Origin of the sequence: Bacteroides cutis (assembly GCF_900241005.1) — a bacterium.
GTDB lineage: Bacteria > Bacteroidota > Bacteroidia > Bacteroidales > Bacteroidaceae > Bacteroides > Bacteroides cutis.
This window is the reverse complement of the sequence record NZ_OEST01000002.1, coordinates 168340-192440: the sequence shown is the minus strand read 5'-3', so window position 1 is coordinate 192440 and position 24101 is coordinate 168340. Positions and strand designations below refer to the sequence as shown.

General features: G+C 38.0%; 21 protein-coding genes. 11 read left to right on the top strand and 10 right to left on the bottom strand.

The window, feature by feature from the left end:
* Positions 1 to 24: 24 nt before the first annotated feature.
* Entirely contained in the window at positions 25 to 2943 is a 2919-nt protein-coding gene (locus C1A09_RS04820; RefSeq protein ID WP_101542605.1) for a PD-(D/E)XK nuclease family protein, read from the top strand.
* 110 nt (positions 2944 to 3053) lie between these two features.
* On the opposite strand, the gene C1A09_RS04815 is transcribed toward C1A09_RS04820, so the two are convergent.
* The 5 genes from C1A09_RS04815 to C1A09_RS04795 form a co-directional block, all read right to left on the bottom strand.
* Complete coding sequence (locus tag C1A09_RS04815; protein ID WP_101542604.1) at positions 3054 to 4184, bottom strand: hybrid sensor histidine kinase/response regulator; 1131 nt, start codon at positions 4182 to 4184, stop codon at positions 3054 to 3056.
* 36 nt (positions 4185 to 4220) lie between these two features.
* Positions 4221 to 5156, bottom strand: a complete 936-nt coding sequence (locus tag C1A09_RS04810; RefSeq protein WP_101542603.1) for a UDP-glucuronic acid decarboxylase family protein — start codon at positions 5154 to 5156, stop codon at positions 4221 to 4223.
* A 114-nt stretch (positions 5157 to 5270) separates the two neighbouring features.
* Positions 5271 to 5798, bottom strand: a complete 528-nt coding sequence (locus C1A09_RS04805; protein WP_101542602.1) for an IbrB-like domain-containing protein — start codon at positions 5796 to 5798, stop codon at positions 5271 to 5273.
* Entirely contained in the window at positions 5795 to 7084 is a 1290-nt protein-coding gene (locus C1A09_RS04800; protein WP_101542972.1) for a DUF3440 domain-containing protein, read from the bottom strand. The genes C1A09_RS04805 and C1A09_RS04800 overlap by 4 nt, the downstream gene beginning before the upstream one ends.
* A gap of 2 nt (positions 7085 to 7086) precedes the next feature.
* Complete coding sequence (locus C1A09_RS04795; RefSeq protein ID WP_101542601.1) at positions 7087 to 7482, bottom strand: hypothetical protein; 396 nt, start codon at positions 7480 to 7482, stop codon at positions 7087 to 7089.
* Between the two features lie 347 nt (positions 7483 to 7829).
* Between C1A09_RS04795 and C1A09_RS04790 the strand changes: the two genes are divergently transcribed.
* The 5 genes from C1A09_RS04790 to C1A09_RS04770 all read left to right on the top strand — a co-directional run bounded on the left by C1A09_RS04790 (position 7830) and on the right by C1A09_RS04770 (position 14922).
* Entirely contained in the window at positions 7830 to 10769 is a 2940-nt protein-coding gene (locus tag C1A09_RS04790; RefSeq protein ID WP_145998968.1) for a hypothetical protein, read from the top strand.
* Between the two features lie 20 nt (positions 10770 to 10789).
* Positions 10790 to 12298 carry a DUF5723 family protein gene (locus C1A09_RS04785; protein ID WP_245874959.1) on the top strand — a complete coding sequence of 503 codons (1509 nt, stop codon included), beginning with the start codon at positions 10790 to 10792 and terminating at the stop codon, positions 12296 to 12298.
* Between the two features lie 29 nt (positions 12299 to 12327).
* Positions 12328 to 13761 carry a DUF3868 domain-containing protein gene (locus tag C1A09_RS04780; protein WP_101542599.1) on the top strand — a complete coding sequence of 478 codons (1434 nt, stop codon included), beginning with the start codon at positions 12328 to 12330 and terminating at the stop codon, positions 13759 to 13761.
* A gap of 85 nt (positions 13762 to 13846) precedes the next feature.
* Positions 13847 to 14401: a chromate transporter gene (locus C1A09_RS04775; RefSeq protein WP_101542598.1), complete on the top strand. Its 555-nt coding sequence runs from the start codon at positions 13847 to 13849 to the stop codon at positions 14399 to 14401.
* A complete protein-coding gene (locus C1A09_RS04770) occupies positions 14398 to 14922 on the top strand; it encodes a chromate transporter (RefSeq protein WP_101542597.1) in 525 nt (174 codons plus the stop codon). Before C1A09_RS04775 ends, C1A09_RS04770 begins: the two co-directional genes overlap by 4 nt.
* Positions 14923 to 14930: 8 nt before the next feature.
* On the opposite strand, the gene C1A09_RS04765 is transcribed toward C1A09_RS04770, so the two are convergent.
* The 4 genes from C1A09_RS04765 to C1A09_RS04750 form a co-directional block, all read right to left on the bottom strand.
* Complete coding sequence (locus C1A09_RS04765; protein WP_101542596.1) at positions 14931 to 15968, bottom strand: TQO small subunit DoxD; 1038 nt, start codon at positions 15966 to 15968, stop codon at positions 14931 to 14933.
* An 85-nt stretch (positions 15969 to 16053) separates the two neighbouring features.
* Positions 16054 to 17256: a sugar MFS transporter gene (locus C1A09_RS04760; protein ID WP_101542595.1), complete on the bottom strand. Its 1203-nt coding sequence runs from the start codon at positions 17254 to 17256 to the stop codon at positions 16054 to 16056.
* Positions 17257 to 17503: 247 nt separating this feature from the next.
* A complete protein-coding gene (locus C1A09_RS04755; protein WP_101542594.1) occupies positions 17504 to 18763 on the bottom strand; it encodes a hypothetical protein in 1260 nt (419 codons plus the stop codon).
* 90 nt (positions 18764 to 18853) lie between these two features.
* Complete coding sequence (locus tag C1A09_RS04750; protein ID WP_101542593.1) at positions 18854 to 19954, bottom strand: DUF2971 domain-containing protein; 1101 nt, start codon at positions 19952 to 19954, stop codon at positions 18854 to 18856.
* A gap of 291 nt (positions 19955 to 20245) precedes the next feature.
* On the opposite strand from C1A09_RS04750, the gene C1A09_RS04745 reads away from it, so the two are divergent.
* The 5 genes from C1A09_RS04745 to C1A09_RS04725 all read left to right on the top strand — a co-directional run bounded on the left by C1A09_RS04745 (position 20246) and on the right by C1A09_RS04725 (position 23353).
* Entirely contained in the window at positions 20246 to 21163 is a 918-nt protein-coding gene (locus tag C1A09_RS04745) for a helix-turn-helix domain-containing protein (RefSeq protein ID WP_011202722.1), read from the top strand.
* A 68-nt stretch (positions 21164 to 21231) separates the two neighbouring features.
* Positions 21232 to 22230, top strand: coding sequence for an aldo/keto reductase (locus C1A09_RS04740; RefSeq protein WP_101542592.1), 999 nt, complete (start codon positions 21232 to 21234; stop codon positions 22228 to 22230).
* A 57-nt stretch (positions 22231 to 22287) separates the two neighbouring features.
* The gene (locus C1A09_RS16475; RefSeq protein ID WP_245874972.1) at positions 22288 to 22476 is read left to right on the top strand and encodes a hypothetical protein; all 189 of its coding nucleotides are present in this window, start codon (positions 22288 to 22290) and stop codon (positions 22474 to 22476) included.
* Positions 22477 to 22480: 4 nt separating this feature from the next.
* On the top strand, positions 22481 to 22900 hold the full coding sequence (locus tag C1A09_RS04730; protein WP_180949190.1) for an RteC domain-containing protein: 420 nt from the start codon (positions 22481 to 22483) through the stop codon (positions 22898 to 22900).
* Between the two features lie 129 nt (positions 22901 to 23029).
* On the top strand, positions 23030 to 23353 hold the full coding sequence (locus C1A09_RS04725; RefSeq protein ID WP_101542590.1) for a helix-turn-helix domain-containing protein: 324 nt from the start codon (positions 23030 to 23032) through the stop codon (positions 23351 to 23353).
* Between the two features lie 68 nt (positions 23354 to 23421).
* Here C1A09_RS04725 and mobA read toward each other — a convergent pair whose 3' ends face one another.
* The gene (gene mobA, locus C1A09_RS04720; protein WP_008777163.1) at positions 23422 to 23871 is read right to left on the bottom strand and encodes a conjugal transfer protein MobA; all 450 of its coding nucleotides are present in this window, start codon (positions 23869 to 23871) and stop codon (positions 23422 to 23424) included.
* Between the last annotated feature and the right edge of the window lie 230 nt (positions 23872 to 24101).

The window sequence follows — 24101 nt, the reverse complement described above, 5'->3', positions numbered from 1 at the left end:
TGGCAAACAGGATATAGACATTACATGGAAACATTTCTTCAATTGGTCGCTCACGACCTTCATTCAAAAATAGGAGACGATTTGTCGCGTACGGCTATCGTATTTCCCAATAAACGTGCCGGCTTGTTCTTCAACGAGTATCTGGCAGCAGAAAGCGACAAGCCCATCTGGTCACCTGCCTACGTAAATATCAGTGAACTGTTCCGGCAACTTTCTACGTTGAAGCCGGGTGATCCTATCCGGATGGTATGTGAACTTTATAAAGTATTCTGTGAAGAAACTCACAGTGAAGAACCATTGGATGATTTTTATTTCTGGGGAGAATTACTCATCAGTGATTTTGATGATGTGGATAAAAATCTGGTAGACGCCGATCGTCTTTTCACCAATTTACAGGATTTGAAGAACATCATGGATAACTATGACTTCCTTGACAAAGAACAGGAAGAGGCCATACAACAATTTTTTCAAAATTTCTCTATAGAAAAACGTACACAACTCAAAGAGAAGTTTATATCTCTTTGGGATAAATTAGGTGATATCTACCGCCATTATCGTACCAATCTGACCCATTTGGGCATTGCGTACGAAGGCATGATGTATCGCAACGTCATAGAACAACTTGATGCCGACCGTCTGCATTATGACCGCTACGTATTTGTAGGTTTCAATGTGTTGAATAAAGTAGAGACTGAGTTTTTCCTCCGATTACAGAATGCAGGGAAAGCTATGTTCTATTGGGACTATGATATATTTTATACCCGTTTGCCCCACGAACAAAAACCTCCTTATGTCCACGAAGCCGGAGAATTCATTCTTCGTAATCTGAAGGTATTTCCAAATGAATTACCGGAAAGTGCGTTCGATACATTACGCAAGCCCAAACAAATACATTTCATCTCTGCACCAACAGAAAATGCACAGGCACGTTATATTCCGGAATGGATTAGAGGGATCAAAAATTATAAATTACAAACTACAAACCATAAGGAAGAAGGTTGGGAAACATCTGAGAAAGAAAATGCGGTGGTACTCTGTAACGAGGCCTTGTTGCTGCCCGTACTCCACTCCATTCCTTCCGAAGTGAAGAATGTCAATATCACCATGGGATTTCCTTTGGCACAAACGCCCGTATACAGTTATATCAACGCTCTACTGGAAATGCAGACTACCGGTTATCGTACCGATACGGGACGATATACCTACGAAAGTGTACTTTCTGTGTTGAAGCATTCCTATACACGTCAACTCTCACCATTTGCGGAAGACTTGGAGGAGCAGTTAACGAGAGACAACCGTTTCTATCCTCTCCCTTCCGAACTAAAGAAAGACGACTTTCTTGAACAGGTATTTACCCCTCAAAACGGTATTGCCTCACTATGCCGTTACATTACCGACTTGTTGCGTGAAGTAGCCGTCATCTATCGTCAAGAGAAGGATGCGGAAGACATTTTCAACCAACTTTACCGAGAATCCCTGTTCAAGAGTTATACCCTCGTCAACCGTCTGTTAAACCTGATTGAAACCGACGGGCTGAGTTTGCAGACAGACACATTCAAACGATTATTGAACCGTCTACTCACTTCTACCAACATCCCGTTTCATGGGGAACCCGCCATTGGTATGCAGGTAATGGGAGTGCTCGAGACACGTAATCTCGATTTCCGTAATCTTATCATGCTATCCCTCAATGAAGGACAACTTCCCAAAGCAAACGGAGATTCTTCGTTTATCCCTTACAATCTGCGTAAAGCATTCGGTATGACTACCATTGAACATAAGAATTCTGTATATGCCTATTATTTTTATCGTCTGATACAACGTGCCGAGAATATCACTTTATTATATAATACTGCGTCAGACGGATTGAACCGTGGAGAAATGTCACGTTTCATGCTTCAGTTCCTGATAGAGTCACCGCATGACATCTCCCGAAAATATCTTGAAGCGGAACAATCTCCACAGCATAGCCGCGATATCCAAATAAAAAAGACATCCGAAGTGCTGAAGCGGATGTATGACTCATATGATGTCCGTCGTCACCCTAAGGCTTTCTTCTCGCCATCGGCACTCAACGAATACCTGGATTGCAGATTGAAGTTTTACTATCATCGTGTCGCCGGGCTGAAAACGCCGGATGAAGTCAGTGCCGAAATAGACTCTGCCCTGTTCGGAACCATTTTCCACCGTTCTTCCGAACTGGTATACAATGACCTCATAACCAACGGTAAAGAAATACGAAAAGAGGATTTAGAGCAATTATTACGAAATGATGTGAAACTACAGTCTTACGTAGACTGTGCTTTTAAGGAAAAATTCTTCCACGTATCAGAAGAAGAACAACCGGAATATAACGGTACACAGCTTATTCACTCCAAAGTCATCACTTCCTACCTACGACAACTTTTACGTAACGATTTGCAATATGCCCCATTCTGTATGGAAGGTATGGAGCAAGAAATCAGGGAAACGATGGAAGTTGATACCCCTTTAGGAAAACTGCCCTTACAGATAGGCGGTACCATAGACAGACTGGATAGCAAGAATGATACTTTACGTATTGTTGATTACAAAACCGGAGGTACCCCAAAAACTCCGGAAAGTATAGAACAATTGTTTATTCCTGCCGAAGGACGTCCGAACTATATTTTCCAGACATTCTTATATGCCTGTATCATGTGCCGTAAACAACCATTGAAAGTAGCTCCCTCCCTGTTGTATATTCACCGGGCAGCATCGGAAAGTTACTCACCAGTCATAGAAATGGGGGCACCCCGCCAGCCCAAGATACCGGTAAACAATTTCGCTTTTTTTGAAGATGATTTTAGAGACCGCCTAAAGGCATTATTACAAGAAATATACAATCCTGATGAACCTTTTACTCAAACGAAAGACAGTAAAAAGTGTGAATACTGCGATTATAGAAAACTATGTAAGAGATAAAAAATATAAAGGCATGAAAAAGGAGATTGTCTAAAATTGTTACATCATATAAGGATATGTAAATTCCTGGACAATCTCCTTTCCATTGATATAATACCTACCATTTTTCCTTATCCTTTCTTCAAAGGAACTGAGAAGCTAAATACCGACCCCTCTCCTTGTTTGGAAGTGAACCACAGTTTACCGCCATTCTTGTTTACGAAATCCAGGCAAAGCAGCAATCCTAAACCGGAACCTTCTTCATTATTAGTGCCAAATGTACTGAAATGCGTGTCGGTATGCAACAACTTCTTCTGCCCCTCTTCATCGATTCCACAACCATGATCATGGACACTGACTACCGCCATGCCATCCTTCTCTTCCATCTTGACCAGTACCTCGGAACCTTCATTGCTGAATTTAATGGCATTACTTACCAAATTGCGTACCACTGTCTTCAACATATCTATATCTGCACTTACAGGTAGCTTATCAACCTTTTCTTCACGAATAGTAATCTTCTTCAATCCGGCTACCATATTGAATACATCTATTACACTATCCACAACCTCTACCACATCAATATCCTGATATACAACATTCAGGCTACCAATCTGGCTTTTGGTCCACTTCAACAGATTATCCAACAAAGAAAATACATCCTCAGTAGTCTGATTAGCCATAGTCAACAACTCATACATCTCGTCACCAATTTTTTCTACAGGCAAATTCAAGATGAGCATATTCAGCACCATCTTAATAGACCCCATTGGAGACCGTAAGTCGTGGGCGATAACAGAATACAATTTATCACGACCGGCAATGGTTCGTTGAAGTTCTTCTGTCTTCTTCAGAATAAGACGTTTGGCTGCTACCAATGAAATCTGATGAGTAACTCGGATTATCAATTCTTCCTTATTGAAAGGTTTGGATATAAAGTCATTAGCCCCAACCTGGAAACCTTTCACAATATCTGTAGTACTATTCAAAGCTGTCAAAAAGATGATTGGAATATCAGCTGTATTTGCATTAGCTTTCAAATGCTGCGCGACTTCAAAACCACTCATATCAGGCATCATTACGTCTAGCAACACTAAGTCGGGATGTTCTTTATCCACTTGCTCCAAAGCTTGCCGGCCATTACTTGCCGTAGCGATTGCAAATTTCTCATTTGTCAAGAGTACTTTCAACAATAACACATTTGACATCACATCATCTACGATGAGGATCTTGTACTCAGAATGGTTTATTTCCATATTCATCTTTTTATGTATTTTTCCGTTTCCGATATTATAAGGTTAAGAACGGTAGTCCTTAAAGTATTCTATCATGTAGCGTAAGCCTTCCTCCAATTCAATGGTAGGTTGCCACCCCAATTTATTTTTAGCCAACGTAATATCCGGTTGGCGCTGTTTAGGATCATCATGTGGCAAGGGCTTGAAAATCAGCTTCGACTTGGCTCCTGTTAATTTGATAATTTTCTCAGCCAGCTCCAAAATGGAAAATTCATTCGGATTTCCCAAATTTATCGGCCCGGTAAAATCATCTTCCGTATTCATCATCCGCACCATTCCTTCAATCAAATCATCTACATACTGAAAACTACGTGATTGATGACCTGTACCATAAATCGTAATATCCTCATTCTGCAACGCTTGAACTACAAAATTGGATACCACCCGCCCATCGTCAGGCAACATACGCGGACCATACGTATTGAATATACGTATTATTTTAATACGTATACCATTCTGGCGATGATAATCCATAAACAAAGTTTCGGCACAACGTTTACCTTCATCATAACAAGAACGAATACCTATCGGATTTACATTTCCCCAATAACTTTCCATTTGGGGATGCACTACCGGATCACCGTATATCTCGCTGGTAGAAGCCTGCATAATCTTTGCATTCACTTTCTTTGCCAGTCCCAACATATTGATGGCTCCCAAAACAGAGGTTTTTATAGTCTTAATGGCATCATATTGGTAGTGGATTGGAGAAGCGGGGCAAGCTAAGTTGTATATTTCGTCAACTTCCGCATCAAACGGAAACTCTACATCATGATGCACAAACTCAAAATGAGGATTGTTTTTCAAGTGAGTTATATTATCCTCTGAACCGGTGAAAAGATTATCAAGGCATATTACATGATGTCCGTCATTAATCAACCGTGTACACAGATGAGAGCCAATAAAACCAGCACCACCGCTTACCAAAATTTTCTTCATGCAACTATTTTCTAATGTCCGAAGACTTATGAAACCTGTTCGTTTTGTTTATGCTGACAAATGTAGGCGATTTGGTTAACTTATGCAAGTTTTGTAAAAGAATAATTTTATTTGTTAAGGAATATATTCTTGCTTGGCATCTGGAATACTGAAATCATTATTCGCAAACAAATCCGCCAATCCAGAAATCTGTTTTAAACGCAACAGTTCATCACGATCCATACCGATGTTTTTCATTATCCACTGATCGGACATTCCGGCACGATCTAATTCTGCTACAATGTTGCACATCAATTCAATGTTATGTGCTCCACGTGCACGATTATGACGAATGGTAGATGCCATACGGTTGGATAAATCCTTATCAATAACAACAACTGGCAGTAATCCGTTTTCGCGTTCATAAATTCGTTTGGAAGTCTTCATCACTTGATAACGGTGATAACCATCGACTAAAATATACTGATCCGTATTCTCGTCATAATAGCAAACACAAGGCATAGTAAAGCCATCTTCCCAAATAGAAAGTTCCAAAAGCTTCATTTCGGGAGGTGCCACTACATTAGGGTTGTAATCATTAGCCTGTATTTTGTCTACAGGAATTGCTTTTACACCATACACCGGACTTTTATCTACACTCATAACATCATATTTTTGAATTGTTCCATAATTTTGTCTCGTTTATAAATCTCTTCTTTATTCAGGGCAAACCCCATATACTTACAAGCATGGTCATTTTTCAGAATACAGATACACATACGTTTGTAAGTAGGTATTTCCCTGAACTCAGCAATATCGATATCGTCCAGATAGTCCATACGCACAGGCTTCTTATTAGTCTTGTAATTCGTATAGTTTATCACTTCAATAGGAATATTGGCATCCATCAACTTCCGAATGGTATCTTCACTGAGACACCCTCCTTTGGTTCGCCAGAACTCAATACTCACAGTCAGCTTTCTCAGATAGTTACGCCGAGTTTCCTCGGGTAAGGTAGAGAGTAGAAACTGCATAAAACCTTTCCAGGTATATCCTTTGGGCAATCGGACCGTTTGCCACCCCATTGCATGTGTCCCTCCATATATCCCGGTAAAGTTTACACCATTAACACGTCCGATCATTTTTCCCCAAGTATTGGGATCAATTACTTTGTAGAGCGACAGGCTCTCCTGAGCTTCGCACAAGAAAGGACTTGCTACACGTTGCCGTTCAATATTGACCCCTGCTTTATAATACAGATCGTACAAATGATTATAATCATAACCAAACTTACCATTTGCAATCCAGACATCCGTAGTTTTCCAATCATAAATAGGATAAGCATTGTAGATGTCATTACCAATTTTCGAAGTCCACTTATAATTATGATACATCTGATATTTCCTGCTCAAATGAATAGCACGCCAACGGTTGAAACTTTCTTGTGTACGGATACCGATGAGGAAACAGGTGCGTACCGCATCTTTTCGCAAATGTAGCCATTTGGCAAAATGCATCTGAAATTCATAATCCCACATATTCTCCGTATAGTACGGAAAATCATCTTTAGTATAACAATTCGGCGGCATTTGCCGTACCCAAATGTCTTTCATGCTATCATCCCACGGACGCCAGAAACTCTGATACATAGAAGTACAGGTAGTGACACGAAAAGGTACACATACCCTATAAACCTCCAGAATATCCGCATTAGCTTTTAAGATACGGTCTACATAATCAATAGTATATGTATACTGTATCTCATAATCCATGTGAAATACACATAGTTTCCGCTTCAAGTTATTCCGACGGACATAATCTATGCATAAGTTCAACAATACACCACTATCTTTTCCTCCGGAGAAAGAGACGCAAACGGTGTCAAATTCTTTAAATATTAAGCTAATACGTTCTTGTGCAAGTTCATATACATTTTTAGATGGCACCATATTCATCTGTCTTTTTTCATTTTCACATAACGGGTCCAAACCTTTTCCTCTGAAAAGCCGAGTTCCTTAAACACCTGTCTATGTTCAATAAAAGTGACCGAAGTAAGATTTACATCTGCGTTCGTTTCAGATATAACCTTTTCCAAGAGTAATTTCAGAGTTTCCTCCTTATTGTCCTTCACATAATAGTTATTGATTATATATTCCTTTTTTTTATGTTCTACAGGAATAAAACCAATAACATTTTTCTTTTCCATCCCAATGAACCATGCGAAATTTTCGGTAGTACGGAAGGGATAATTGTGATTTTGTCTGAGTACCTCAGGATTCATCACCAGAGGAGCTACAAGCTCATAAAGCCTTTTGTCGTTTCCTTGCAATTGAATTACTTGCATAATATTAATAAATACTGGTATATTTTTTTTCAGGTGTTAAATATAAGTATTAAACTCTACCATATAAATAAGTTTTAAATAGATTTAAGAATAAAACGACCAAAAACAAATAATAATTTAATCTTTTAGAAACAAATTATATAAATTTATACAATTCTTGTATGCTACACAGACATTTACATAAAAGAAAATGTTAGATTTTATTGTTTTCTCATTACCTAATTAAAGATTTTTCATATCTTTGCACCGCATTTAAAAAGTATTCTATAATACCTTTTAATTAATCTGTATTTCTGATTTTTAACTCATGTTGTGTAAACAACAGCAAACAAACTATAAACAATAAGATTATGATGTTTAAAGCTACAAGAAAACCGTTCGTCAATGCGGTTATGTTACTAACCTCCTTAGGAATAACTACATCGTGTATCGACAATGGTTACGACCTCAACAAGGACATTGACATGAATATCTCCGTAGGTGGAGATGCTTTTACCATCCCATTGGGATATTCTGAACAAACCACGTTGGACAAGCTCATTGACGAATCGGAAACGTTGAAGAAAATGGATGACCAAACGTATGCTATCAAGAAAAATGATGGAATTGATGACGTAAGTATCAAGGTAGATCCGGTAAATATAAAGATAGACGAACCCAGTTTTAGTGGAACAACTGTAGATTTCGAAGCCGGCTTGGATGACTTCAACGTTGCAGACAAAAAAAGCTCGTCCAAACTGGATGCGCCAAGCATTGTCGTGGACGTAAAACTGCCAGAAGACATAAGCATGGATACCGGAATGAGACCGATTGTTACCGGCGGAGGTACAATCAATGACCAGGAAAGCCCTTTTGAATTTACCTATAAAAAGGAATGGCCGAAAGAAGTAAAGACCATACATGAAGTTGTATTGCAAGATCAAAGCGGCAACAAGAAATATGGACAGAAAATAGCATTCAACGTTATAGCTCCTGCCGGAATGATAAATATCACGGACTTTACCGTCAAGTTCCCTGTAAATTTCATTTTGTACAATGCAAACGGGGAAAAGCAACCAGGCAACAGCATTCAATTGGCCAGAGGATTACAAACTGAATCCAAAGCAACTTATGAGTTTTATGTATATGGACAGAAACTGAATGCAAGCCTTCCGACAGGTATCGAAATCCATGATAAAATCACGTACAATTTCACATATACCACGGAAAAAGCCCCAACCTCAACCGACATGCTCAGTGTTCAGATGGAAAAAACCGATTTCATCTTCGACCATGCATTGGTGACCACCAATGATATTGAAGCGAATATGAAACGCGGTACCGTAGAAATGAATACTACCATTGACGGACTGGAAGACGTGAACGAAGTCCACTCTGTTGATTTCAAGGATAATTCCATTTTAGCAATGGATATCGCCAAAGGTTTGGAATTGCCTGTAGACTTCAAAAGTGGTGATCTGGTTATAGAATTCCCTTCTTATTATAAAATGGAATTAAAAGAAGCTGATAATGGCATTACATATACAGGAAATGAACTGACAATACCGGCAACCGCATTGCCCGACGCAAAAGTCGCCCTTCTTCTGAAACAAGTAAACTTTACCGGTACGGATAAAGGCAAGCCGGTCATGGAAAACGGAAAGCCTATTATCAAATTAACCGATCCCGTGACGTATTATCTGAAAGATAATGCACCTATGATACTCCAAAAAGACAATATCAGTTCTACAGATGTTGCCGACCTGGACAAAAAAGAAATGGACGTATTTGTAAACGGTGGGAAAATGGAAATTACAAATGCTTTTGTAGATGCTAAATCTTATACTGCAGAAGTAAAAGACAATACTTCTTTTGAAGTCAAGGAAGACGTAGACGAAGCACTGAAAATTCTAAAAACGGTTGCTTGGAAAACAGGTAGTACTCCTAAAATGACATTACATATCAATTTCTCTGACAACTTCCCCAAAGAAGAAATTTCAGAACTGGAATTCAGTGATTTGAAAATTCAATTACCTAAGTTTGTTAAATTTGCGGCAGGTATTGAAGGAATGGACTATGATAAAAATGTATTGACCCTGAATGATAAATTCAAAGTACTGGAAGGCTACACCAAACCTTTGGAAACCACCGGTATGGATTTCAGTTACATGAACAACGGCACAGGCCTGAAAACTACAGTGGAGAACGGAAAGACATGGCTGAAAATAACCGATGAAAATGAAACCAAGGTAGACATTCTGGGTGATGTTAAAACTTTGGGAGGTGACAACATCAACACAGATAGATTAAAAGGTATCACAGTCACTCCAACCGTCACCATCGACGAAATGCCGGTAGGTTTAGTGACAGGTGAAGTAGATCCGGTGATAGACGATGTGGATGAGAACGTTGAACTCGACCTCGGCGATGATCTTGACTTCCTGAAAGATGAAGGAAATGAACTCGACATCAAAAACCCACAAATTAAGTTGACACTTAACAATACGGTAGGTGTACCGGTAGACATGAATTTGACGATTTATGGTGTAGACGAAAATGATAAGGAAATAGAAAACTCACGAGTGGAAGGCATTAAATTCCAATTGCAACCAACAAATGTGGGTCAAGAAACAAAGACAAGTGTGTTCATGCTTTCACGTGAAGCCATGAATATGCCTGAAAATGACGCGACCCATCATTACGAAAATGTAGTAGTGTCTAATTTAAACAAAGTAATGACCCGCGTTCCCGATAGAGTGAAGTTCCATATGAATGCCAAAGCAAATAACGGTACAGAACATCATGTAGACATTTCCAAGGATATGACTATCACCGGTGAATATGATGTAACCGTTCCTTTGCAATTCGAGGATTTAAATATCAACTATATTGATGTTATTGATGACCTGCACAGCGACTTGGAAGACGTACTTGACAAAACAACTTCCGCAACATTGGAAATATTGGCAGATGCACTGAATAACGTCCCTCTGGATTTGAACTTAAGTGCCAAGGCACAAGATACTGACGGTAACGAACTGACAACCATTGAGGCAACCGTATATGCCAATGATATAAAAGACGGGAAAATAGGTGGAGCCATCACTGAAGACAGTGCAGTTAAGACTCCTATCTTAATTCGCCTGGTAGCAACCTCCAGTGCCGATCTAAAGAAATTGGACAAGCTGGAACTAACCATTCACGCCAAAGCAAATGAAACCACGGCAGGCTTACCGCTGAAAGCAACCCAATGGGTCAAGATTGAGAATGCCAAAGTAAAGATAAAAAAAGCAAACTTTGATTTGAATTAATTTAAAGCAGAATTACTATTATGAAATTATATAAAAAAATAATGGTGGCAGTCCTTACGACTGCCGCTACAAGCGGAATGATGGCACAACAAACCTCACGTTCGGCATATTTCTTAGAAGGTGCTACCTACCGCCATTTACTAAATCCGGCTTTCATGGGCGAACGCGGATACGTCAGTATGCCAGGACTGGGTAATCTCTATGTAGGCGCACGTTCCACAGCTGGTGTAGGAACTTTTATCTATAAAACACAAGATGGAGGACTGACTACTTTCATGAATGAAAGCGTAAGTACCAAAGAATTCCTCAATAAACTCCCCAATCGTGTTAAGGTAGGTGTAGACCTCAACGAACAAATTCTTGGAATAGGTTTCCATGCTTGGGGAGGGTTTAACACTTTAGGTATCAGTGTACGTTCCGATGTCAATTTCTCTATGCCTAATGAGCTGTTCAAGTTTATGAAAGAATCTAACGACAGTCATTATAAACTAAAGAACATCAATATCACGAGTACCAACTTTGCCGAGATTGCTTTTGGTCATGCCCGCGAAATCAATGATAATTTGACTGTAGGTGCCAAACTAAAAGCTTTGGTAGGACTTGCAAAAGCTACCGTACGCATTGACCAAATGGATCTTCATGTATCGGGTGACAGATGGAGTATTACTCCCCAAGGCGCTGAAGCATACGTATCGGCAAAAGGATTGATAATACCTACCAAGGGAGAAACACGTAACTATCAAAAAGATGACTACGAACTGGATCTTGACGGTAATCGTACAGATGTCTTGAAAGAAGGTACCAATGACCAGATTGATTATGACGGAGTGGATTTCGATGACAACAACATTGGCCCCACAGGCTTTGGTATGGCAATTGATTTGGGTGCAACCTATCGCTTGAACGACGAGTGGAGCTTCTCTGCATCTATCATTGACCTTGGTTTTATTTCATGGAAAAATACCGTTAAAGGTACCATGACCAAGACATTTGAGTTCGATGGTTTCAAAGATGTTCCTTTCGAAGATACCGACGATAATAAAGAAAATAAATTGGATAACCAGGTCGACAAAATAGTAGATGACCTTGCCGACATGGCTAAGTTCGACAAAGCAGGCGAAGGCATGAAACGTACTACAGCTCTGGCAGCTACCCTGCATTTAGGCGCGCAGTACACTCTTCCCGCTTATGATCGCTTGAACTTCGGTTTTCTGTCCACTACCCGTATTCAAGGAGTAAATACTTGGACAGAAGCCCGTATATCTGCTAATGTTGCCCCTATCTCATGGTTTGAAGCATCACTGAACTATGCTCTGTCCAATTTCGGTTCAACAGCCGGACTAATGTTGAACTTCCACCCACGTGGTTTCAACTTCTTTCTTGCTGCAGATATGCCAATGTGCAAATATGAGCCTGCCTACTTCGCTCCTATCAGCCGTGCGCAAGTTAACGTAAACATGGGTATCAACTTTACCTTCGGACCAAAGCACAAACGTAAATACAAAGTAACAGAAGTGCAGTCACTCTAAAACACCTATTCATTAAAATATAGAAGAATATGAAAAAAATATATTGTCTACTATTTGCAATATTGCCTTTAACGGCATTTGCAGGTGAGGTTAAAGTAACCAAACCGACATTGACACTAGAAAATGATACACTTACACTGGATTTTGACTTCAATGTGGAAGAAGTAAAAGTCAACAGTACGCAGTCTTATGCCTTTACTCCTGTACTGTTTTATGGAAAGAGTTATCAAACTCTCCCTCCGGTAGTGGTAAGTGGCAAGAAACACTTCAAGATGCGTCGTAAAGATCGCCGTATCGCCAAGAAAGGTGATTATACCCAACCGTATACCATTGTTAAAGGCAAGTCTGCTGACCGTCAAGACCGTATAGACTATAAAATCTCCATTCCTTATCAGGAATGGATGAGTAAGGCCGATATGTGGATACTTCAAGAAGGCAAGAAAGACTGCCTTATCGACTTACCCGAAATTCAGATAATAGAACCGGAAATTGTGGAAGAAGCTCCCGCCCTACCGCAAAAAGGCGCAATTTGTGAACCTTGTATGAACATGGTATCTTACCTTACTCCAACTGAGCAACCACTAAAAATACGTTCAGAACAAAACACCTTATATATAGAGTACGCAGTAGGTGGTACTGAATTTAAAGCTGACTACAAGAATAATTCCGCTGAATTGCAGAAGCTGAAAGAAACGCTAAATCCTCTGACTGAAGGTGACCTTATCACTTTTAAGGCTATCAACATATGTGGTTATGCATCACCCGACGGTTCTGCCAAGACGAATGATCGCGTAGCTACCAAACGCGCAGATTCTTTCGCACTCTATCTGAAGGGAAGTTATAACTTCCAAGATAGTATTCTGAAGGTTACATCAGCCGGTGAAGACTGGAACAGTCTCATCGAAATGCTCAAAGAAGAGAAACCGGCTTATGCAGAAAAGGCATTGGAAATCATAGCAAAATATCCGAACCTGGATGTACGTGAAGCAAGACTAAAATCCGGTTTGGGAACTTCTTACCGCACAATGGTTAATGACTACTTCTCACGTCTACGCCGTTTGTCTATCTCTGTTGAATACGAAATTAGAGAAGTACGTAACTCGGAAGCCGCAGAACTCATCTATACTAATCCGAAAATGCTGAACCTGCAAGAAATGTATGGGGTAGCAAAGAAATACCAGCCGGGCACAAAGGAATACAAGGAAGTATATGAGATTGCCGCCACCAACTATCCGCAGGATGTTGTGGCAAATATCAATGCAGCATCCGCTAATATTGTTTATGGTGACTTTGACCGTGCAAAACAGTATATGGAAAGAGTCAAAGATGATCCGCGCGCATGGAACAACATGGGGGTACTGGCATGGTTGTCAGGTGACTCTGAAATAGCACAAGAATGGTTTACCAAAGCATTGACCGTAGAACCGGAAAAAGCACAAGAAAATTTGAATAAAATGAAGTAATAACATCATCTTATTCCTCTTGAAAAGGTTGCAATACTGGAGTTTTTATTCTATATTGCAACCTTTTAAGTATAGAACCTGAAACATGATAAAATACCTGATTTTATTCTTTACTTTTGCCAAAATAGGCATGTTTACCATCGGTGGTGGTTATGCCATGATACCTCTCATTGAACGTGAAATCATTAAAAAAAAATGGATGAACAAAGAGGATTTTATGGAAATGTTTGCACTCACCCAATCTCTGCCTGGTGTATTTGCGGTAAACATATCTATCTTTGTAGGTTACAAGCTACATAAAGTAAAAGGTAGTTTAGTGTGCGGACTAGCAACCATCCTTCCTTCTTTCACCATTATGATGTTGATAGCCATGTTTTTCGCCCACTTCCAAGACAACCAAGTCATGATACGCATCTTCAATGGTATCCGCCCAGCAGTAGTTGCCCTCATCCTCTTTCCCTGTATCTCTGCGGTGAAAGCGTTGAAACTAAGATATTGGCAGCTGATACTCCCAGCCATCGCCACAGTACTAATCTGGCAGTTTGGACTGTCTCCTGTCTACATTGTCTTGGCTGGTATTGCGGGAGGAATGATATACACATTATGGTTAAAAGATAAACTGACAAAATTACAAATATGATATACTGGCAACTCATTTTAGTATACTTAAAGATTGGCATGTTTGGATTTGGCGGTGGATACGCAATGTTATCCCTGATACAATATGAGGTAGTAGACCATCATCACTGGCTCACTTTACAACAGTTTACCGATGTGGTAGCCATTTCACAGATGACACCTGGTCCGATAGGTATCAACAGTGCCACCTATGTAGGTTATTCCGTCACACAAAGTGTATGGGGAGCCGTGGTTGCTACGGTTGCCGTCTGTCTACCTTCCTTCCTGCTAGTACTCCTCATCTCCTACTTCTTCGTGAAGTGCAAGAATAATAAATATATCAAGGCAGCAATGTCCGGATTACTGCCTATGTCTGTTTCATTAATAGCCGCTGCTGCCCTACTACTGATGAACAAAGAAAATTTCATTGATTATAAAAGTCTGCTCATCTTTGTAGGAGCTTTTGGCGTGACATGGAAATGGAATTTACATCCCATCTTATTGATAATATTCTCGGGTGTTGCCGGATATCTCCTGTATTAAGTTCTTCGTCAGGAATAACCTTTAATTATCTCCTGTTCCCAAGTCATTCCGCTGATATCAGTCAATATCAGGTTATAATTTCCCGGAGAAAGGTTTATTAAGCCGGCGCTTTCAATGTTGAGCGTTGCCTTGGCTCCGAGTGGAATAATCATACTGTGTCTGCCCGGTTTCACCTTTGCTACATACTTATTATGTATATTTCCAGTGGGAAAATGAGCCAAGTCTTCCATATTCAAATTAAGAATTTTATTACCCTCCATATCTTCCAGGGCAATACCAATAAGGAAAGAACCATAAACATCAATACCCTCAACCCTCGACATGGTAAACTGAAGTCTTCTATCCTGCAGATTTGCATCTGTAATCTCTATTTTGGGTTTTACCGACATATTGTGTAGTTCTCCAAATACCCCTCCATGAAACATCTGATTGGTAAATAACGTCAAGAACAAAATTACTCCGCTACCTATAAGTACCAACTTTTTCAAAGATTCCCCTTGTAACGGAAATTCTCCGGAAGCAACCCAAGAATACCATTTCCATTCACTAAATCCAGGATTTTTAGAAATCCATAGATTATCCATAGAATAATGACCTCCTCCTGCTAAAAAAATTGTGAAGCCGGTAGCTATCCCCAGTACTCCGATTTGCCATTCGTCCAAACAAACAGAACCTATCCATCCAGATCCCAACAAAATACCACCTGCCAAAATAATTACCCCAATACTTGCCAAACGGGTAAAACACCCCAACATGAACAATAAACCGACTATCCCCTCAATGATAGTAAAAATAAGCATCGACCACCATAAAATATCGGGTGTAGCCACCAAATATTCTATCACGGGTCTAATTCCCAATGCATTTGGAAGAAAATGATTAAATTGTTCTCCGATATATCCCGGAGAATCTTCTACTAATCTATTCTCCAATACAATACGTCTCCAAAATACAGAAAAGTACGTCCAGCCTACTACCAGACGAAGAGTAAGTGTAAACATTCCCGAGAGATTGTATACACGACTTGTAGTAAAATCCTGTTTCATCGTTATCTATTCAATTTTTATCGTAGATAAATAACAATATAAAGACTCTTTTTGTTTCTTATAGAAAAAATATTTTACTAAAAAATCAAGAAACATAAACTACTTTACGCGCATAACACCACACTACACTATATGCCACCAAAGGAACAGTGAATGCCATCACCATTGTACTATGATCAGCAACCAATCCCATCAGTAGAGGCCCCACTACCCCCCCTACCGGAGACATCATCAAGAAAGAAGAAGCACGTTTGGTATGATTACCCAGTCCTCTGAGCGACAGGGCAAATATAGTTGGAAACATTATCGCTTCAAAGGCATATCCACATAGAAGTGCCACCAATGAGACCATCCCTACATCCAATAGTACCACCAAAGTGGTCAGCACTGTTCCCGTAGCGCATATCAGCAACATTTTCTCTGCACAGACACGCCCCATTATCCAACTACCAATAAATCGTCCCAGCATAAACAGTCCCAACCCTCCGAAAGAGAGTATCAATGAAGCATCACGAGCATTCATCCAACCTTGCTCTACCACATAATTGATAAAGAAACTATTAATAGAGATTTCTCCTACCTCATAGGCAAACAATGCGATAAGCCCAAAAATGAAAAGACGGTGTGACCATAGTTTCACTTGGTTACCGTCTTTATCTACTTCTACACAATGTTCTATCTCCGGTAACTTGATTTTCGTAAATACCACAGTAACCAATAACACTATCACTCCCATACAGACATAGGGTAAAGCCACATTTCCCGAACCACCTGTACTATCTTCCGGAAACAAGAGTAATCCCGTCAACACAGGTGCACAAATACAACCTAATCCATTGAAAGATTGCGCAAAATTTAATCTGCTGGCAGCTGTCTCTTTTGCTCCCAATTCAGTGGCATATGGATTTGCAGCAGTTTCCAGAAACGTCAATCCACAACCAATGACAAACAAAGCAAATAGAAAAAGATTAAATGACAAATAAAACTGTCCCGGAATAAAAAGTAGCGAACCTATTCCATAGAGTAATAACCCGAAAACGACTCCTCTACGATAACCAAAACGGCTGATAAATAACCCTGCAGGAATAGCCATCACAAAATACCCCATATACATCGTCACTTGTATGAAGGCCGAATGTGCTTTCGAAATGTTCAGCAATTCCTGAAAATGCTTATTCAGTACATCCAGAATAGCGTGCGCAAATCCCCACAAGAAAAAAAGCGAGGTAATCAAAATAAAAGGAACAAGATATTGTTCTCCTACTAATGGTATACGTTTCTGTTTCATAAGTAAGATTATCGCGGAAATCCTTATCCGTTATAAATGTGGTTGCAAAGATAAACATAAGAATTCAAATTCGTTCTTCATAGCAGAAAGTTATATAAATTCCAGCCGGCTACTTAGAAAAGCATCAAATCCTTTCAATATGACCTGAAAATAATATAGAGATAACATATTGTATATCACCCAATTTTTGCTATACAGATCTTTCAAATCTTACAATAGTTACATCGTAAGACTTGAAAATCCTTCTTTAAAAATGAGGATGGCTATCCATGTCTAACAAATATGTTCTAATGTCGCTCTCAGAATATCCCAGTTCCCTATAATGTTGTATCAGTTCATAATTACGATCAACAATCTCATATATACTATCAAATCCTATGATAGGACTATCCATTTCAACATCAAAGTCTTCTAAATGAACATTTGCAATTAATTTCTCTGTAAATATCTCCCGAAATATCCCCCATGAAGCATACGCTATTATTGTCTCATTTTGTTCATCCATTTCTCTTATAAGAATATCCCAAGTCATAGCATGTTCAATATTCGGACTACATATATCTTTTGCAATATTCCGTACAAATGTATATAAACAATCAACAGATTGACCTTGTGAATATGGATCATACTCATTAATAATATGTTGGTATTTCTCCATCATATTACTATTAGGAACAGCATGTGAAGAATGGTTATCTATCAAAGAAAAAGAGGAAATGTCGACTATCGTGATTACATATGGAGCAGACGATTGTTCCACTGAATTTTTCCATAGAAAAGCAAAACCATGCCCATGTAACCTCTCCCCCTTATCAGCCATTAACTGAAGTATGTTCCGAAGTAATTTCTCTTTTGTACGTAAGTCATGTTTATGATCATATAAACCAACATGATAACCTCCCAAATGCTTTTCCCCAATCAATATATCATATTTCTTTGCATAGATTTCCGATAAATCCAGAATTCTTAGTCTTTCATTCTCTTCATCATCAATTGTTGGTTCCAAACAAATAATATGCCTATTCAACCAAATTATTTCATTTACTACATAATGTTTTAACAATGTAGGCCATGATGTTGAAATAATGACAAAAACAATTTCACCTTCAGAAAAGAAAGGTAATTGAGAACGTATTTCTCCTATATACGCCCCCAATTCGGTTCCCACCTGACGAGTTGCATTTTTCTCGTTTTTCAACTCAATACAAACAAGTGAGGAGGTTTCTGGAGCAAACAATAAAAAATCAGGTTTTAGTATCTCTTGTTTCTCCAAAGATATATTTTCATTTTCTACAATAATTTCATTGGTATATAACGACTCTAGACACCACTTATAAGACTCTATTATTTTATTACTTTTCCAATCCAAACCGTCAAAAACCGTTTCACTACCATAATCAGCAGCATTCAATATCAAATCAGCTAGGGCAGTGTCTGTTTCCTTATGAAGGAGTCGGCTTAGCCATTGCTGCATTTCGGTTTCGGAACAAAATACCTTTTTTCTCATTGTCGAATTTTATGGAAAGTATAATAAAAAGAATGGAAAAGAATGAAACAAAAAAGACACTAATATACTAAATATTACTCGCATATCAAACTAATCATTTTCTATTTCTCTATAATTAAGTGAATATGAAGCCGTATTATTATTAACATACATTTCATATTCCTTAATACCTTTACTTCTTGCTATTAAACTCAATTTCTTTTTCTGTTCAAGAGGTAAATATGTACCATAATAGATTGCTGTGGGCTTCTTAACAGTTAACTCTATATGATTTTCTTGTACCCGATTTTCACAACAACACATAAATCTCCACTCCTTTTCGTAAACGTATGTCTCTTTATCTTTATATAAAAAGGCTTTTATCCAAAACAAAGTATCGGGAAATGGAATATTATTTTGAGATTTAGTTTGTTGTGACATATCCAGTGTAGAATAATAATGTACTATTTCTGTTGCATCATACCTACAATCAGAATAAATTATAGGAAACAAATATGGATGAACCCTGTCTAAACAATCTCTCTTATCACATTTAGCACAAAGACTAAATACATATTCCGAAAAATCATATTCTACAGCAAATCCTTTATAACCATCTGCATATCTATCCCACATAATTTTAGAACATACATCCTCTGTAAAACAAGCTATTTTAGTCATGGGATTTTCTTTTATTAATTTTTCAGTAAGGACAACACTTCTTTTTACAAACTCTTTAATAGGTGTAATGTCCCATGTTGAAATAGCTTTTACTCCGTCAACAATATTATCTGTTGACATTGATAAAATATTTTCCAATACCGATTGACATATTTCATCATTGAAGATTGAAGTAAATAATGGTGGAACCTCTTTTTTTTCATGACAATATTCAATAAATTTTAATAGAGAAGCAGGACTCAACGCATTTTTAATCAAGGATTCAATTTTTGTTGTATCTACATATATTAAAGAATCATACATATCATAAAACATGTCTGGCCTAACCAAAGATATAGTATTGTTTTTTAGAGAATCAACACTATAATCATTATATGCCCTAAATCTATAGAGTTTTGAAGGAACATTAGCCATTGTATAACTAATAATATTGTTCCAATCCCTACTACGTTCTTCATCTTTTATATCGCTTGGGAAAATAGTTTTCTCTAACAGTAATTTGAATTCTTCTTTAAATTTCTGATTATTCATTTCTATAAAACTTGAATATCTATAAGCTCCATTTTGTATGTAAGAAATTTCCTATTATGCTTTTGCAATTACTATTACGTTAAATCATAATTATCTGTAATACATATTATTACATGATATATTAAAAAGAAGGGGGTAACGGTTTAATAACGTGCTATCTACCTTTATTTACTTGATATTCCAGAATTTCAAAAATCTCACTACAAAAATAGTTATTTTCTTTTAATTATGAAATATAATTTATTGTATCTTTAGACTTTCTCGTAATTTTGTCATAGCAAATTATAAACTATGTCCGAAAGTATTCCACAGTTCTATAAAAGAATCCAACGTTGTGACCCTCAACTGGGTACAACCTACTCTAAGGAGAAACCATATTTCAATGTTCTCTCCCGACAATGTAATTTTGGGACAGTACAATTCAGTTACAGAGATTTTTACAAAGTCACTTTGATTATTGGTGTGGGAAAACTATATTATGCAGATAAATGGATTTTAGTAAATCGTCCTGCAATGTTATTTTCTAATCCTTTAGTCCCTTATGCTTGGGAATCAATCAGTGAAGAACAGAAAGGAATGTTTTGTATATTTAATGAGCAATTTGTACAGTCAGAAGAAAAAAATAGTTCTTTGGCTAATAGTCCATTGTTCAAAGTAACGGGAGATAAAGTTTTCTTCTTGGATGATACACAAATTACCAAAGTTTTGGATATATATACCAAAATGCAGGAAGAAAACCAGTCAGACTATGCAAACAAATATGATGTTTTACGTTGTTATCTTCATTTGTTGGTACATACAGCTTTAAAAATGCAGGAGTTAAATAAATATGAATCACATCCAAATGCTTCGCAACGTATTACCGAATTATTCATAGAATTATTGGATAGACAATTTCCTGTTGATTATCCACATTCAGTATTAAGTTTGCGTACTCCTGCCGATTATGCAAACCGTTTGTCTGTACACGTTAATCATTTAAATAAAGTGGTAAAAGATACTACTGGAAAAACTACTTCTACAATGATTGCGGAAAGAATAATTAAAGAATGTACCCAGTATTTATTACATAGTAATCTTTCTATTTCAGAAATTGCTTATAGCTTGGGATTTGAAAACATAGCCTATTTCAGTAAATTCTATCGTAAGCATACAGGAAAAACGCCAAGCGAAATTAGAGAGCAACAATTATTTGATTTGTGCAAATGATGCTTTGAATAGTGTTAATCAGCCATATTTGCATTACCTAATTTTGTACCGACTAAAAAATATAAATAATGAAGTACAGAAAATTAGGCAAAACAGAAGTAAACCTATCCGCTATCGGATTGGGTTGTATGGGAATGAGTGCTGCTTATGGAGTAGCCGATGAAAAAGAAAGCATTAAGACATTGCATCGTGCTTTAGAACTTGGCATTAATTTTTGGGATACTGCGGATGTGTATGGAAATGGTGCTAATGAAGAATTACTATCCAAAGTATTAGCAGAAAAAAGAAATCAGATTTTCATTGCAACAAAATTTGGTTTTCGCTTACGCAATAGTCAAGGTAGCGTGTTCGCTGGTGGTGAAAGTTATGTGGATGCTTCTCCAAGATATGTAAAACAAGCTGTAGAGAACAGTCTGAAAAGATTAAATATCGAAACTATAGACTTGTATTATGCGCATCGGATTGACCCCACAATACCAATCGAAGAAACAGTTGAAGCTATGGCAGAGTTAGTTAAAGAGGGTAAAGTGCGCTATTTGGGACTAAGCGAATGTTCTCCCGAATCACTAAAAAGAGCTTGTGATGTTCATCCTATATCTGCGGTTGAGAGTGAATATTCTTTATTAACACATGATGTCGAAAAAGAGATTCTGCCATTGACAAAAGAATTAGGTGTAACTTTAGTTCCATTTTCACCGTTAGGCAGAGGTTTAGTAACAAATACTATTAACGTAAATGCATTGGAAGAACATGATTTCCGCAAGCATTTGCCACGTTATAACGGTAAATATTGGGAAAATAACCAAAAACTGATTGAAATTGCAGAAATAGCAGAAAGCAAAGGAATAACCCCAGCCCAACTTGCTTTAGCTTGGATATTGGCACAAAGTGAAAATATAATTCCTATTCCGGGAACTAAACGGATTAAGTATTTAGAAGAAAATGCAAAAGCGGTAGATGTAAATCTATCAATGGAAGATGTCTCTAATATTCAACTGCTTTTAAAAAAATATCCTAATATTGGTAACAGATATAATGAATATGATTTTCAGTTTGTAAATAAATAACTTATTAAAAAAGCAAGTTCTACCATGTTGGTAGGACTTCTTTCTATAATTCCCATAATGAATAATTTATTGGAACAGAGATTCTTCCGATTATTATCGGAATACTCACAGCGTAAAGTTTCTGCATCCGAATTTACAGAAGCTATTGAAGAACTGGCTACACATTTAGCTGATTTTAGTTTAAACGAACAGGATTATTGCGTTTTACTTCGTTATTTCTCCTTTGGTTTACATCGACTTAAATAGTATCGTGTGCGGTTTGAGCAAGAAAAAAATACCCTATTTGCATTTGATTGATGAAGCAATAGAACTAATCAAAACAGAAGTACGCATAGTGAATCTGCGTATCAAATACCCCGAACAATTCGAGCAACACGCAAATAAACTATCCCTTTCTCCTCTCCATTTAGCAGACAAAACAAGCCTTATCAACATCATGGAAATAGTCAGCGGCTTATTCCTGTCAAAACGTATAATATATCAAAATGAAAAACCTGTTCACCTGACGGACTTAGGAAAAGCCTTTGAATGGCTCTTTAACATTAAATTAGGTGATTATCATCAAAAATACATGGATGTCATCAAGCGAAAGCCAGCCAAACTAACAGAGTTCCTTAATGAACTGGCAAACCTTATCCGCAAAGAACACGAAAATAAAGGGTATAGATAATCAGGTGTTTAGCATCAATTTATACGGGGTAGCGTATGCTACCCCGTAATTTGTTTGCTTCCCTTTTCTGAACTTTGCTTCATCAATCGTTTGGTAATCATTAGTGTATAATCAGAAAAATGAAGCAATATGTATGTAGATAATTACGAGTTTAAAGACTGGATGCAGAAACTTCTTGATAAATTGGAAGAAGTAGGCAAAGACGTAAAGAGTTTGCAAACCAATCCCGAAGTAATACCGGGCGATAAACTTTTGGATAATCAGGATTTGTGCCTGTTATTCAAAGTTAGCACCCGAACATTACAGAGATTGCGAAGTAAAAAGATGCTATCCTTTATGATGATTAGCGGAAAAGCCTACTATCGGGCTTCGGATGTGCGTGAGTTCATAAAGGAACGGTTCGATGTGGGTACGCTCCGAAAGTTCGAGAAAGAACATGGAGCGAATAAGTAAGAGTGAAATTCATCCCGGAACTGTACACGTGGCAGTTCCGGGATGTTTTTCTTTTGGCAAGTCTGTATTTACTTCCCTGCTGATATTGTTCCCTCTTCCCTATAAGATGCTTCAAACTGTTTGGTAAGCGCAATAATCTGCTGGTTCGTCTTTACCAGTTCAACAGTGTATCGTTCCAGTTTGTAAAGCAAGGCAAGTGCTTTCTTTTCCGCAAAATTGGAATGGAGTTCTTTCACCGTTTGGTTATACAGTATGCCTATGCTCCTGAATTGTGAAAACAATTGGGAGAGTTGGATGTAATAATCTACCTTGCTTTTATCAATTCTAAGCACCTTAAACGATTTCCCGAAAATACAGTTCTTAATGAAATGCGCCTTTACCTTGTAGCCTGATTGGTCGTAAAAGGCTAAGAACTTAGCGTTCTCCACATCGTCTAAATTAAGAGAATAGCGGTGTGTTCGTGGGTCAAGTTTAGGCTTGCGCCCACCTTTGTTAAATGGCTTCTTTTTCTGTTCCATAATGATAATTATTTACTGATTTTACGACTTCGGAGTAAAACCAACCACCTTAAAAGGTGGCAAGGTTTTGAGGCACAAAAAGCGAAGCGCGGGTCTCAAAACACAACTTGCTGTTATCATGTGATAACAAAAATCTTCCCTATAGTCAGATTGCAAAAGCAAGCGGTTTGGCTTTATCCTCTGTCTGTTTATCAGTTGCAAAATTACAGACAGTAATTCCCTCCCGAAAT